Annotated in this window: 18 protein-coding genes; 12 read left to right on the top strand and 6 right to left on the bottom strand. The window is 53.5% G+C overall.

Annotated features, from left to right (window positions below; all coding sequences use genetic code 11):
• Positions 1-377 precede the first annotated feature (377 nt).
• The 5 genes from DC3_RS25990 to DC3_RS25970 form a co-directional block, all read right to left on the bottom strand.
• On the bottom strand, positions 378-665 hold the full coding sequence (locus tag DC3_RS25990; protein ID WP_146890628.1) for a transposase: 288 nt from the start codon (positions 663-665) through the stop codon (positions 378-380).
• A 72-nt stretch (positions 666-737) separates the two neighbouring features.
• Entirely contained in the window at positions 738-1574 is an 837-nt protein-coding gene (locus tag DC3_RS25985) for an IS3 family transposase (protein ID WP_246130818.1), read from the bottom strand.
• On the bottom strand, positions 1571-1840 hold the full coding sequence (locus DC3_RS25980) for a transposase (protein ID WP_146890621.1): 270 nt from the start codon (positions 1838-1840) through the stop codon (positions 1571-1573). Before DC3_RS25980 ends, DC3_RS25985 begins: the two co-directional genes overlap by 4 nt.
• Positions 1841-1900: 60 nt before the next feature.
• Positions 1901-2560 carry an IS110 family transposase gene (locus DC3_RS25975; RefSeq protein WP_146890618.1) on the bottom strand — a complete coding sequence of 220 codons (660 nt, stop codon included), beginning with the start codon at positions 2558-2560 and terminating at the stop codon, positions 1901-1903.
• Between the two features lie 300 nt (positions 2561-2860).
• Positions 2861-6178, bottom strand: coding sequence for a type ISP restriction/modification enzyme (locus DC3_RS25970; protein ID WP_146890614.1), 3318 nt, complete (start codon positions 6176-6178; stop codon positions 2861-2863).
• Between the two features lie 683 nt (positions 6179-6861).
• On the opposite strand from DC3_RS25970, the gene DC3_RS25965 reads away from it, so the two are divergent.
• The 11 genes from DC3_RS25965 (at position 6862) to DC3_RS25915 (ending at position 11837) form a co-directional block, all read left to right on the top strand.
• Positions 6862-7365, top strand: coding sequence for a molecular chaperone DnaJ (locus DC3_RS25965; RefSeq protein WP_146890611.1), 504 nt, complete (start codon positions 6862-6864; stop codon positions 7363-7365).
• Between the two features lie 53 nt (positions 7366-7418).
• Positions 7419-7628 (top strand): hypothetical protein, encoded by a 210-nt coding sequence (locus tag DC3_RS25960; protein WP_146890608.1) that lies wholly within the window; start codon positions 7419-7421, stop codon positions 7626-7628.
• A 50-nt stretch (positions 7629-7678) separates the two neighbouring features.
• On the top strand, positions 7679-8146 hold the full coding sequence (locus tag DC3_RS25955; RefSeq protein ID WP_146890605.1) for a hypothetical protein: 468 nt from the start codon (positions 7679-7681) through the stop codon (positions 8144-8146).
• 10 nt (positions 8147-8156) lie between these two features.
• The gene (locus DC3_RS25950; protein WP_146890603.1) at positions 8157-8408 is read left to right on the top strand and encodes a hypothetical protein; all 252 of its coding nucleotides are present in this window, start codon (positions 8157-8159) and stop codon (positions 8406-8408) included.
• Between the two features lie 144 nt (positions 8409-8552).
• A complete protein-coding gene (locus DC3_RS25945) occupies positions 8553-8846 on the top strand; it encodes a hypothetical protein (RefSeq protein ID WP_146890600.1) in 294 nt (97 codons plus the stop codon).
• A 125-nt stretch (positions 8847-8971) separates the two neighbouring features.
• Positions 8972-9610, top strand: a complete 639-nt coding sequence (locus DC3_RS25940) for a hypothetical protein (RefSeq protein ID WP_146890597.1) — start codon at positions 8972-8974, stop codon at positions 9608-9610.
• A 176-nt stretch (positions 9611-9786) separates the two neighbouring features.
• Positions 9787-9978 (top strand): hypothetical protein, encoded by a 192-nt coding sequence (locus DC3_RS25935; RefSeq protein ID WP_146890594.1) that lies wholly within the window; start codon positions 9787-9789, stop codon positions 9976-9978.
• A gap of 60 nt (positions 9979-10038) precedes the next feature.
• Positions 10039-10254 carry a hypothetical protein gene (locus DC3_RS25930; RefSeq protein WP_146890590.1) on the top strand — a complete coding sequence of 72 codons (216 nt, stop codon included), beginning with the start codon at positions 10039-10041 and terminating at the stop codon, positions 10252-10254.
• A 115-nt stretch (positions 10255-10369) separates the two neighbouring features.
• The gene (locus tag DC3_RS25925) at positions 10370-10636 is read left to right on the top strand and encodes a hypothetical protein (protein ID WP_146890587.1); all 267 of its coding nucleotides are present in this window, start codon (positions 10370-10372) and stop codon (positions 10634-10636) included.
• Between the two features lie 158 nt (positions 10637-10794).
• Positions 10795-11367, top strand: a complete 573-nt coding sequence (locus tag DC3_RS25920; RefSeq protein ID WP_146890584.1) for a ParA family protein — start codon at positions 10795-10797, stop codon at positions 11365-11367.
• Positions 11364-11837 (top strand): hypothetical protein, encoded by a 474-nt coding sequence (locus DC3_RS25915; protein WP_146890581.1) that lies wholly within the window; start codon positions 11364-11366, stop codon positions 11835-11837. Before DC3_RS25920 ends, DC3_RS25915 begins: the two co-directional genes overlap by 4 nt.
• Positions 11838-11985: 148 nt before the next feature.
• Here the strand turns inward: DC3_RS25915 and DC3_RS25910 are convergent, their stop codons facing one another.
• Positions 11986-12666, bottom strand: coding sequence for a hypothetical protein (locus DC3_RS25910; RefSeq protein ID WP_146890578.1), 681 nt, complete (start codon positions 12664-12666; stop codon positions 11986-11988).
• Between the two features lie 104 nt (positions 12667-12770).
• On the opposite strand from DC3_RS25910, the gene DC3_RS25905 reads away from it, so the two are divergent.
• Positions 12771-13358, top strand: coding sequence for a hypothetical protein (locus DC3_RS25905; protein WP_146890576.1), 588 nt, complete (start codon positions 12771-12773; stop codon positions 13356-13358).
• Positions 13359-13360 lie beyond the last annotated feature (2 nt).

The following is a 13360-nucleotide window of genomic DNA, read 5'->3' as shown; positions in this document are numbered from 1 at the left end:
GCAAATCGACGATAACTTGTTGAAAATGTTTTGGTGGTGCGGCTTGATTTATCTTGCGAGGATAGCTTAGCTTTCAGCTGAAAGGAATAGTTTTATTCCTAGTGAGGGTGTAATGCTCCTGTAGCTTTGTCAGGTGGAATTTCTGAAGAGGGTAACCCTTTCTAATGGTGTGATTTCTTATACCACTCGGTTGCCGTGGTCATTTGTATATTCAAGAAAATTTCTCTCTTGTAGAGTATTTACTCTATAAAAAGCTATGACAACCCAACAACAACCTCATTGGCTCTAGACTCATGAGGACTTCGTAGGAGTGTGCGAGTCAATATCCTTCCCCTGGCACAATCGCTGGGGGATTTTGTCTTTCTGCTCCTGGATGCTTATGTCTCTACCAGCATACGGCTGTTCCAGGGTTGTCCGTTTTTCAACATAGCGTTGGCCATCACCAGCATTTTGCGCATGCAGGCCACCAGCGCAAGTTTATGGGATTTGCCTTTCTGCACCAAGCGCAGGTAAAACGCCTGAATCACCTGGTTGTGGCGCGTGGCTGAAAGTGCCGCCATGTAGAGCACTTTCCTCACATCCGCTCGTCCACCCCAGATCCTCCGCTGTCCTTTCATGAGGCCACTGTCCCGGTTAAATGGAGCCACTCCAGCCAGGGCACTGATTTCCTTCCCGGAGAGTGGGAGGCACCCGAAGTCTGGTCCAGTTGGATGTAGAGCAAAGGCCCTGTTCTGAGATTACGAAATTTCCACCCTTGATGCATCCCACTTCGCTCTGAATTCAGTCGGTGGCAGGTAGCCCAGACCGGAATGCAGCCTGACCTGGTTGTAGTGGTCCCGAAAGCGGCCTGTGACCACCGAAGCCTCCCACACCGTGTGGAACACTTCCCGGTTCAAGCACTCCTCCCGGAATCTGGCATTAAAACTTTCCGTTTTGCCATTCTGCCAGGGTTTCCCAGGCTCAATGTATCTGGTCCCTACGCCCAGCAGGCCGAGGAAAATCCTCAACTCAGACGCAATGAACTCGCTGCCATTGTCCGATCTCAGGAAGTCAGAAGCGCCACGGGTCTGGATCACCGACCTGAGGACCTCCTGCACATCAATGGATCTGAAGCTAGCTTTCACCGTCAGGGAGAGGCATTCGCGGGTAAACTCATCAATGAGGACCAGGAATTTCAGGGTTTCACCTCGCACCGTACGATCAAAGATGAAGTCGTAAGACCACACCTCATTGGGCCGTGTGGCAGCCTCAGGTAAAGTCGACCCAGTGCGGATTTTGCGTGGGGAGACCTTCTGAGAGCGCAGAAAACCTAACTCCCTCCAGACACGCTGGACTTTCTTCTTGTTGATCACCATCCCTTCGCGTAGCAGCACCTGGTGCATTCTCCGGTAGCCATAGACCGGGTAAAGCTCAGACAGTTCCCTCAGACGCTTCTCCAGCACCTCGTCTCTGACCCTGCGGCTCTGGTAGCGCAGCATCGAGCGATGCAGGTTCAGCAACCGGGCTGAGCGCCTTTCACTGAGCCCTTCTGCAACCAGCAGCTGTGCGGCTTTGCGCTGGTCGGTTACGGTCACCACTTTTTTTTCAGCACCTCTTTGATCGCTGAGTTCTCCAAGGTCAGCTGGCCAACGAGTTTCAGTAAGCGGGCATTTTCCTGTTCCAGCTGCTTTAAGCGCTTGAGTTCGGCAGTATTGGTGCCCTGGTACTTGGCTTTCAGGTTGTAATAGGTGGCTTCGCTGATGTTGTACTTGCGGCACAGCTCTGCGGTGCTCAGCTCGCCCTTTTCGCCTTCTTTGAGGAGGTCTACGATTTGTTCGTCGGTCAACTTGCGTTTCGCCATGGTTCATTCTGCCCTTTCCAGGCCGAATGCTCTACATGCAACTGGTCCATTTTCCCGGGGTCAGACCAAGAGGGTGCCCAACTCAGGCAGTGAGGTGAGGAGGGTCCAGGCCGTGACTTTACCAATTCCAGGCATGGAGAGCAGCATTTCTCGTTTGGCCTTCCAGATAGGGGTTTGTTCCAACAGGTCTGCCAATTCTTCTTCCAGAAGATGCAACTGTTCTTTGAGGAATCTCAGGACCTCGTGAATGTGGGTTTTGATCCTCGGGTTGTGGGAAATCTTGGCCCGATTGTTTTCCTGAACCATCATTTCACTCACCTGTCTGCGCCTCACCACCAGATCATTGAGCTGACGGGTGGTGGCATCTGGCAGAGGCCTCACTTCAGGTTTCATGGCTTCAGCAAAAAGGGCAAGCAGCATGGCATCCAGAACGTCCGTTTTGGCTTTGCGACCATAAGCTCGACTGAAGTCTTTAACCTGTCTGGGGTTCACCTGGACTGCTGGAATCTGGTGATCCAGCAGGGCGATCAGCAAGGGCATTTCCAGGCCGCCTGTGGCTTCGAGTACCACAAGTTGCTGAGGATGGTCTTGCAGTTTCTGCAGGATGGTTTGGATGCCTTCTGGGGTGTTGGGGGCCTGAAAGATTTCTCCAGAGGGCCGGATGGCCACATCCAGGAGGCGCTTGGAGACGTCGATGCCGACATAACAGGTTTCGGTCATGGGAACCCTCCATGGGACACTTCCAGCGTCGCCCCCACTTACGATGCGAAGTCGTTTCGGGTAACTGTTCGGGCTGAAGTCTGGAAGGGGAACACCGGGCGACCTGAACTCCTCGACGATCTTTTTGAGCCGTGTGCGATACGATCTACCCGGTGGGTCCCTTCTGGGATGATAAAGGATCAGTCCACCATCACCCTGACTGGAATCATATAAGTGTGCGATCAAAATTGTGCCCTGGTCAAAATTCCGACCAGGGTTTATTGTGATATGCCTTAACGTGCTGGACAGCAGTGTTATGGATTAAAACAGGGGTGTGTTGCTGTCCCTGTCTTCACTAGGAGGTGCTTTTTCTGCATCCGTGGGTTCTGGAAACTCTGTAGCATCAAAGTTGTCTGTGGCAATTATCTGTTTTAACAATTGGTTCATGTTTGGGTATTGCTCAATGGTTTTCTCAAGTAACCACAAGAGCTCCAGCAACTCTAGCGTCATTTCTTGTGTCCAAACTTCAGATGTGATTTCATCCAGTGGGCTGGACTTTTTTCCTGAACGCTCTTTCATCCGGTAACTTAGCCAGGATTTCACCACTTCCAATCCCGAAACTGAAAAATTGAAAATTTCACTGGATACAGGATGGATTTCCCCTTCTCCAACAGTAAGTGTCTGGGTGGAAGCATCGTAAGAGAATTTTTCAGGGTATCCGTCTGGCTCACTGGAAATGGCCTTTTGAACCCGCGCTTTACCTTTGGCTTTGGTGCCTCCAAAACGCTCGCCGTATGTGTGCCAACCAATCAAGGTGCGTCCAATGGAGACCACCTTCCTGAACAACTCAAAATCCTTGGTGATGGGGATGCGAGGCCCAGGGATGGTCAATTCCTCAGAGAACTGCTCCACATATTCAGGGGTGGCCAGGATGCCGTACACATAAGCAAACAGGTCTTCGGGAGTGACAGGGTGCTTGAATTCTTCCTCAAGTGTTTTCAGAACTCCCTGGGTGATGTTGGGTTCCGTGGCCGCTGTATTACGCCATAAAGGAACAATGTCTTTTGCTCCACGACCAGAGAAATGATGGATGTCTGGAGCTAATGCAGTGACTGATGCTGCAGGACCAGTGCCCAGGATTTCTGACAAAGAACTGGTGAGAAACACTTGTTGTTGGCTTTGAGTGTTCCATAAGGCTGCTCGGAATAAGTCTCCAAAGCGGGTATCAGCCATGATCCAGAGTCGATCAAAGGTTCTGTAGCCGTATCTCACAATGGGCACTTCTGTCAGGTCCTTTAAATCCTGTAGAGGTTTCTGTTTTTTGCCTTTGAAATCTGGGTATTTGAGGGCCACTTTGCGATCTCTGGTCTCTTTGAAAATTTTAGACTTTTCAGGAGATGCAATGAAAGACTGGAGGCGCAGCTGCAGTGTCTGTGGATCAGGAGCTATGGGAAATGTCCGGTGCAGCTTGATGCCAGCATGTTGCCAGGGAAAAATTGAGGTGAGTTCAGGATAGCTGAAGTAATCCCCTTCCCCTTCAGGTACAAAAGGAGCCTGCCAGTCTGTAAAGCAAGATTTCCAATCCAAGTCTTCAAAAGTATAAATTCCTGCCAGGCGAGTCAGTTTTTCCTCTCGGGTTCCAGTGAGGCGAGTATACCGAACAAGTGCAGGTTCATTGGGGTTGGGTTTGCCGTATCGCACTCCAATGGCGATGGCCACAGGGGTACGGATTGCAAAAACATTCTCTGTTTTTCTGGCCCCAATGCCATCCCCTTCCAGGTCAATGATCCAAAGTTCATCCAGGGTTCTGCGCATGTGCTCACGCATGCCAGAGAACCCTGGACCACGCATGTAGCTGGCTGCGGTGATGAAACTGACAATACCCTGCTCTTGGGTTTGCTCAAACACCTTCCACAACGCCCATCTCCAGAAATAAACGTAGTCGTTGTACAGGTTGCGGACGTGTTTGCCTTTTTTGCTGGCCTTGGCAAGTTCAACAAAATCCTTTAGGATGCCTTCTGTGTCATTGTTTTTGTTGCGCTGTTCTCCAAATCGCACCCATCCTCCATGTAGGTCGGTGCCTTTGGCAATGTCATCTTCAGATCGTTCTTGACGGTCATATGGCGGGTTTCCCACACAGACCAGTACACGGGTGTCTTTCTTGATTTTGTTGACCCGCCGGTGTTCCTCAGTCAATTTTCGATACATGAATCCGACATTCTCCAGAGGCAGAGAATTAGGGTTCTCCAGGGTGTCAGCTAGATAAAAGTGCAGGCCATCTTTGGGCAGTTTCCCTTCCTCCTCCAAGATTTTCTGGGTCAGGCGCAAGTGGCCCACTGCGTAAGGACCCACCAAGTATTCAAATCCGTGGATGTTGTTGGCCAGCTGGGATGCATAAGTGGCCCGTTCACCTTTTCCGTATTCGTCTTCTATCTGTGCAAGAGCATGCTGCATGATGGCGAGGGGAAACGCTCCGGTGCCAGCGGCTGGGTCCAGTACCACGACATCTTTAGACGCAAAGCCCATATCCTTTTTGAATTTGTCTTTGAGTAGGCGATCTGTCAAGCGAATTTGGGCCAGAATCACCGGAGTTGGAGTGTAATACACCCCATAATTGGCTCTCAATTTGGGATCGTATTCTGCCAGAAAATCCTCGTAGAAGTACAGCCAGGGATCTTCTTTCTTCTGAAAAGCATTAGCATCCACGGCGTGGTTTGGGTCATGGGAGTAGGCCCACTGGTGCTTGAACCTGTTTTGCAATTTTTCGATGTCCAGGGCATTGATGCAGCGGATCAGGACTTCAAGACTCAATCCCACGTTCTCTCTGACCTCACTGTCTCCCAGCAGCTGAAGGGCAGAACCGAGGAGGCCGTGTTTTTTGTCAAGCTCTTTGGCCGCGATCTCCGGTCTGCTTACGTCAAAACCGCTGATCTTGGCAAGCAGAAGGGCATAAGTGAGGGTTTGTGCGTAAGCATCTGCAAATTTTGCTTCATCTGCATCTGGAAAAAGGGTTTTCTTCCAATCTTTGTAAACGGCAGAGATGGGGCTATCTTCAACCTTCAAGGCTCCATTGACATCTTCACGAACCAAACGACATAACGGAGCCAGGAACTTGGCCAGGGCTTTTGGACTGGTAGGTGTTATAGGTTTCCAGAACAAAAAATCACGGAAGAGGTCTTCGAGGGCATCTGCTTGTGAGGATGTGAAGGCCTGCTCACCTTTCATTGCAGTGTTTTCACTGAACTTCACTTGCTTGATGCGCTCTCCAGAGCGGTAAAGTGCCCATTCGTGTCCGTTGGTGTAAATCAGGTTGGGTAAGGATTTGAACTTCTCAAATTGCTCTTTATTGCGTTTGTCAAATTTTTTGGGATCGATACTGACTTCAGGGGCTTTCAATTCGATATATCCGGTGAGGAGAGATTTGACAGCAACAGCCAGGTCAGGTCTTCCTCCCAGGGCTTCCACCTGTGCTTCTGTTTTGGACAGGATGTCTTGTTTCTGGAAAACTCCGCACTGTTCGATTAAATCCTGAACAGGACGCTTCAATTGATCCTCAGGTTGGGCCTTGACCTTGGAGGCAAAGTTGGTGCTGACTTGCCGGGCAAAGTTGATCAGAACGTCAAAAAATGTTGATCCCATGCGTGTATTCTAAACAACTTTTTCAATCAAACACTCTTGGATTTTAGGAAGGGGGAGCACCCCCCTACGATGGAGCTACAAGCGTTCTGGCCCTGAAAAGCACCCAGCTCCGGGGGTCGCTGGGCCGGGCCCTCACAACGCTCCATCGACCCCCCCTTGCGTAGTGGTGGCAACTGGAGACTTTGGAGGGCAGGGGGAGGGTGGCAGAGGCACAGGCTGTAGCAAGTGTGTTCAGGTACTGGACAGTCCAAGGACGCTCCTCGCCCGGTGCAACCGGGCGTCCCCTGAACGGGGAGCGGAGGTGCAGGGAGAGCAGCCCATGTCTTGGAGGTTCGTCGTCCAGGGGTGCGCTTCGCCCCAGCCCCTAACCGTTTCCGGTCACGACACCGGAGAACGGTTAAGGTCAGGGCCCCTGGACCACCCAGCACTGAGGGGATGGGATAAGGTTGAGGCTCGCCGCAGGGCGTCTTCCTCGAAAAAATGCGGGGGCCTTTTTTCGAGGAAGCCAGCTCATGGTGTGGTCTGGCCGGGAAGACTTGCGGTTTCGGGGGGAAGCATGCGGAAGCTGGATTTTTAGCATGTGGGATGACGAAAACTCTTGACGAATATAACATCTAAATGCTATAATAAGCTCAGTCAGGGAGCGGGACACTCTCTGACAAATCTTCCACCAGGAGCTGAACATGATTTACCTCAAGACCGTTTCAGACCTCACCGACCTCAAGAACCAGTACCGGGCCTTCTGCAAAACTCTTCACCCGGATAAGGGCGGCTCAAAAGAAGCCATGCAGGTGCTCAACGCCGAATATGAACACTGGACCCACCACTTCACCGCTGGAGCAGGTGCGGACGCTTCCAGCTACGGCGAAGATAAATTCTGGGCCACACCAGAAAATCACGCCCAGGTCGAAGAAATGCTGAGGGAAGCCATTGAAAAAGTGGCCCATCTGGAAGGTCTCGAATTCGAAATGATCGGGGCGTGGGTGTGGGTGAGTGGTGCCACCAAAACCCACAAAACCGAGCTGAAAGACGCCGGTTACAAATGGCATTTCACCCGCGAAAAATGGTTCTTTGCCGGAGTGGAATCCCGAGGGAGAGGCAACAAGTCCATGGATGAACTGCGCGAGAAGTACGGCAGTAGCACCATTCGCCCGGACGGCGGCAAGCGTCAACTCAAAAGCGCTTAAAGCCTCTCAGGTCTGGCCCTGCAGGGCCAGACCACCCCGAAAGGAGACCCACCATGCCCAGCACTGTAACCCCCTGGAACGTCAATTACTACCACTCGGACACCCTCACCACGGACACGGACGGCGGAAACCTCGTCATGCTGTGCCACCACTGCGCAGCTGCCTTTGCTGGAGAGCTGGACGGCTACGCCCAGGACGGAGACCCGGAATGCAGCTGTGAGCAGTGCGACGCAGGCCAGGACACCGAAGGTCTCGACGACTGAAAAAACCGGGTGCAGGCCCCATATGGGGCCTGCACAGGGGAGGAAGCCGAGTGATTGAAACCCGAGAGCAAAAACTGATGAACTTGAAACGGGATTTGTGCCAGCTGTACAGCCTATTGGAACTCGACAGCCCCACTCTGAAGCATGAAATGAGGGACCTGGGGCGCAGCATTGAATACGGCGTGCGGTACATCACCGAAGATTACAACTATAAAACCACCCCGATCCTCGATGGCCTGAGAGCCCGGATTCCGCTCGGGGAGCCCATCACCCTGATGCTTTACAGTGGCCAGGAAGAAGACAGGCACGAGCGGATTCACCAGTGCGTCATCCAGCAGATCACTGGTTACTGTGAAGGCTGCGAACGCATCACCTTTGAGGTGGTCAGGCGCAGGTGCCGGAAGCCCGAGCGGAAGTATTACCATGCCTTTCGGGGGCAGGGACTCACCATCTGGCGAGGCTATGTGGACCCGGCCAGGACCAGCGCCAAGCCGTTGTATGATTTTGAAAAAAGCTGACGAGGTGCAAATGGGAAACGTGTTTCAGGACAGCCATGAGGGTGCTGTGCATGGGATGGCCGCAGCAGCCGCACTCTGTATTTTCTGGTCGCTGGTGGTTCTCTACGCTGCTTTTTTTGGAGCGGTGTCTGCTGGAACGCTGGGAGCGCTCCAATCTGTTCCGGGTGGGGTGTGGGTGTCCGCCCTGGTGGCCGGGGTTGCTGGTTACTGGTGGGGATTGCACAAGGCCGACAGGCATGGTGTGTTCAGCCGCAACCGATGATTTTTGAAGCCAAGAATCCGCAGAGATGCGGGTTTTTTCTTTTTGGGACAGTGAAAATGTTTGATGTTATAGCATTTAAATGTTATAATATGTGCATGAGGAGGGCGGGACACTTTCCTCAAAACCCTTGCCAGGAGCTGAATAATGCCAAAAGACGTGCTGATGATGATGGTTTACAACGTGAGTGTGCCGGATGGGGCTGTGGTTGTGCGAAATGCCTTTGGGTTGGTGGAGGTCATTCGGCTGCCAGATGGCCGACTGATGGACCTGTATGCCCAGGTTGAAGTGTGCGACGAGCACGATTCAGATCCAGAAACGGCCTGTCTGGTGGAGTTGCGGGAACAATGGGGGGTGGATCTGGAGCGGCGTGACCCCTGGGAAAGCCTGGGAGAACTGCTGAATGAAGCCTCGGCAAATGCTGAGCACCAGAACCTTTGACCCCGAAAGGGGTTTTTTCTTTGCTGGACCTCCAATGGTGCTTGATAATATAACATTTAAATGCTAAAATAAATCATCCGAGGAGCGGGACACTTTTCGGAAATTCTTTCACCAGGAGCAGAAAAATGAACAGCACCAGAACCTTTGAGCTTTGCGTTTATGAAATCAAAGACAAAGCAGGGATCGTGCTGGGCACCGCCCACGCCCGGACCCTCAAGCACGCCCAGCAACTTGCCAAAAAAGACCCGGAGATGAAGCCCCGTGTGCATGAGGTGGTGCGGGTTGGCCCAAGCGACGAACCCACCTACACCGTCAAAAAAGATCCGGTTCAGTTTCCCCCGGTGTACCCACAAGGCCCCCGAACCCTTGAGAAGCGACCCTGGAACTGCCCCCAGGACCTCACTGAAATTATTCAGGCCCTGAAGCCAGGGCAGTATTACACCTTTGTGGTGTCCGGTCAGTTCTGGGCACTCACCCACACAGGGCGGCTGTCCAGGGTGTTCCGCAATGGGCATGGGGAGCCGCAGCTGCTGGTGTTTCTGGAGGGCCGCCAGCAGGCCCTGCACCTCAGCAGCCCTTTTGCTGTGTATGAAGGGTGGGTGCAGCTCAAGAGTGAGACCTTTGAGCGCATCAAGGGCAAGGGTGGAGGGTACCGCAGCAAATACCCTGCATGGGACCTGGGTTACTTCTTGGACGGCATCCACAGCATTGATACACTTCCGCTCTTTCTGGTGCCAGGCAGTGATGTGTTGATGGCAAGTTGAATTAAAGGGCAAGCTCAAGTAGGGGCTTGCCCTCTCTCCAATCTGGAGAAATCCGCAAAAGAAAAAAAGACTTGTGGCACGCTAAAACCATTGACTAATTTAACATTTAAATGCTATAATAAACTCAGTCGGGGAGCGGGACACTCCCTGACAAATCCACCACCAGGAGCAGAGCAATGCCAAACAAAGTCGTGAAACTGGAGCGCTGGGAGATCTGCCGCAACGTCGAAGAAACCTCTTGCCAGTACTGCGGGGTTCCTCTGTACACCGGAGATGCCGTGTACCAGGACCAGTCGAGCGGAGCCGATTATTGCAGCACCCATTGCGCCAAAGCCAGCACCAGGGCCGACACCCTCAAAGTGATCTGAACCTTCCAGACCTGCAGGAGGCCGGGACAGTCTCCTGCAGGACCCCACCAGGAGCGAGACATGAAAATTCAGCAGAAAACCTCCAAGCGCAGCGCCTCCATGGAGGAGGTCTACACCGTGGTGAACCTCCTCTTAGCCAAACCCACCGTCACTTACGGGCAGCATGGACAGGTGAACTACCGCTACACACGGGGCCGTCACGGTGGCCGCAGCACCCCGGTTGCCGAGATCCGCTGCAGGCCCCACCAGCCCCCTCAGGGGTTTCTCTACCAATAAAACACCCCCGAACCGAGGTTCAGGGGTGGACCCCATCAGCAAGTTTGGGACAGCCAACGGGATCGTGCTCCACCAGGAGCACAGGGATTATATCAGAAGCACAAGGGAGATGAGCATGCGCGAAGAAATCATCAGAATGCTGGTGGCCAGTGGGCACAGCCAGAAAGACGCTGAACAGATGGCCCAGCAGACCATTCATGCCCAGCAAACCGTACAGGCAGGGGTTTCGTATGGTGGAATGCACGCCGAGGATCTGGGACGCCTGTGGAACCAGGCCCGGCAGAGTGGGGCCAGAAGGTTGGTGCTGGAAGTGTGCACAGACCAGGACGGTTACCACACCACCATCAAAGTTCTTGAGCGGGATGGACAGAAACACCAGTGATGTATGGTCAAGATTTGACGATTCAAACAAGATTTTTCTGAACCGTCGAAGCATTTAAATGCTATAATGTTAAATATGGCATTTGGCTGCTATATTGGACATGATTCACTGAACACACCCTGGTATGCGGACACGACCAGGACCCCAAGGAGCCAGTCATGGAAAAAGTTGTGATTGCTGTTGTTTCCCGCAAAGGCGGAAGTGGCAAAACCACCACGGCCTTGCACCTCGCCCAGACCCTCGCCAAAGCCGGTCATGATGTGGCCGTGCTCGACACCGACCCTGAAGCGAGCGCCATCCAGTGGGCAGATGGGGCAGAACTGGCTTTCCCGGTGTACAAGCCCGTCGAACGTCGCCGCGCAGAAGCCCACCAGTACCTGATCATCGACACCCAGCCCAACAGCAGCAAAGCGGTGGGTGAAGCGGCCAGGAAAGCCACACATGTGATTGTGGTTGCTGGAGCCAACGCCCTGGAACTGGACCGCCTGGTGCCCACCCTGGACAGCCTGGAGGCATCTGGATTTGAAGGCACTTACGGGGTGTTGCTGGCCCGGGTGCCCGGAGCCAAAAGCGAAACCACCCAGGCGGCCATCCGGGCCCTGGAAGAGGCTGAAATTCCCGTGCTTGGAGTTGTGCCGAGCAACGCCGTGATCAGCGACAGTTTCCAGCAATCCCCCAAACGCCTCAAAGAACACAAAGAGGTCTTGACCCGACTGCAGGTGCTTCAGTGAAACCCCTCAAACCCCTTCGCAACCCCAGAAAAGACCCTTTGCCTGAAAATGCCGAGGGGCAATCTGAAACCCAGAATGCCCCTCAGCCCTCCAGCAAACTCGCCAAAAACCAGTCGGTGCTCAAAAACCGCACGAGCAAAGTTCAACAGGAGAAGTCCAGGGGCAAACCTGGACCCAAACCCAGGAGCCGGGTGACCGCCTCTCCGGAAACCCGACAGACCATCTACCTCAGCCCCAGCACCAAAAAACTGGTGAAGAAACAGGGGGATGAGCGGGATCTGCCCATGAGCCGGGTGCTGGAAGACTGCGCTGAATCCATTCTGCGCATGAAATCCCCTGTTCTGAGCCGCTTCTATCGGGATGTGGAATCCTACTTTGACCAGAACCAGGGCACCCCACCCTGGAAGATCCTGGAAGAGGCCCTGAGTGCCTACTATGCCCAGAATCCCGATGTGGAAACAGAAAGCTGATTTCTGGCGGCTGGGAAATCCCCGCATTGCCGTTTGAGTTTGATTTCCCAGCCCGAGCAATCGGGCTTTTCCCATTTGTGCGTTATGAAAATGCCTTCTGGAAGGGTAATTTTTGTCTTTTCTATCCTGTAATGGGATAAATGCAGTTTCAGGGGTAAAATCCCCACCCTCCAAACCTGAAGAGGTCTTTTTTGGCATCAGAGCGCCGTTTTCTGGCAGCAGCTTCCCTGACCCCATGCTGCAGGCCCTGCACCACCACGGCCCCCACCCGCACATGGTTGCGGGGTTTCCCCTGCACCGTCCGGGCGTACAGGTGGTAGCGGCTTCCAGTGTCCTGCCGTGCTGTGACGGGCATGGAGGTGCTGAAATCCAGCCGGAGAAGGATCTTTTCCTCCTCAGGCACTTGCGTGACTTCACCTTGCAAGAAAGGAAAAGCCTGAGTGATCGCCTTCCATTCCTCCTGCAACTGCTGGTATTCTTGCTTCACGTCTCCAGTGGCCACCAGGCGCAAAGGCAGTTGCCCTGTGCTGGTGATGCGCCTTGCGGTGTACGCCGGGCTTTCGCTAACCGTGGCATACACCCACTGTTCAGCAAAAAAAGATGGCACCCAGCGGGTGATTTTTCCCAGCTCCTCCAGGTCCTTCTTGATGGCCCTGGCCCGACGCCGCAGCCGCTGGAACTCTGCCACGTCTTTGACCACCGCCACAAAGCGTGGCAGAGGGTGATGCACCCCGGAAGCTCCAGCCGTGTCCAGAGGGTGCTGCCACACCGCATGGTATCGCAGGGCCTGCTGGAAACCAAAGAGGTCATCGTAGGGATTCTCAGGCATGCTTTGATTCTATCAATTTATCCCATTACAGCAAACTAAAATAGAAATTCACCGTTCTGGACAGAATCAAACTGTTTATGCATAATGCCACACAGGAGGCAAGCATGAACGAAAATCCTGAAGATCTCCGGCTGGACGATGACCTTGATGACGATCTGGAAGACGAGCTTACGGACGACACCATCCATGTGGGCGAGGACGGCAAACAGGTGCTGTGCCCAGGTTGCCAGAGGGATGTGACCCTGGATCTCACCATGACCGGCTTTGGAGGCGGGTATTCCATCTACCGGGGAGTGTGCCCAGAGTGTGGCCAGAAAATTCGGGTGGAAAAAAAGGGAGATGACCTTCCAGCCCCCAGCTTCCAGAGTCCGGTGTTTTCCATCGTGCACCACCACGACGGGGAAACCCAGCGCTTCTTTTACCGGGTGGAACTGAATTCTGCATGCGAGATGTGGTACGAGATCTTTGATGAGAGAGGCGAGGATCTGGACCAGCTGATGGGGGACATCTTTGCTTCTGCCCTGCCCATCATCCAACTGGATTCGGATCTGGCTGAGGCTTACGACAATGCTTTCCGCACGAAGCCCAGTGTTGCTGCACAGTCCAAGGTGGTCATGTTCACCGAGAAGTACAGAGACCGCTTCCGGGGCTCGAACATCACCTTTGGCGGTTTCCCGCACACCCGGCATTGACC

The sequence above is a fragment of the Deinococcus cellulosilyticus NBRC 106333 = KACC 11606 genome (assembly GCF_007990775.1).
GTDB classification, from domain to species: domain Bacteria; phylum Deinococcota; class Deinococci; order Deinococcales; family Deinococcaceae; genus Deinococcus_C; species Deinococcus_C cellulosilyticus.
The sequence above is the reverse complement of the archived record's forward strand: the minus strand, read 5'-3'. Positions and strand labels throughout refer to the sequence as shown.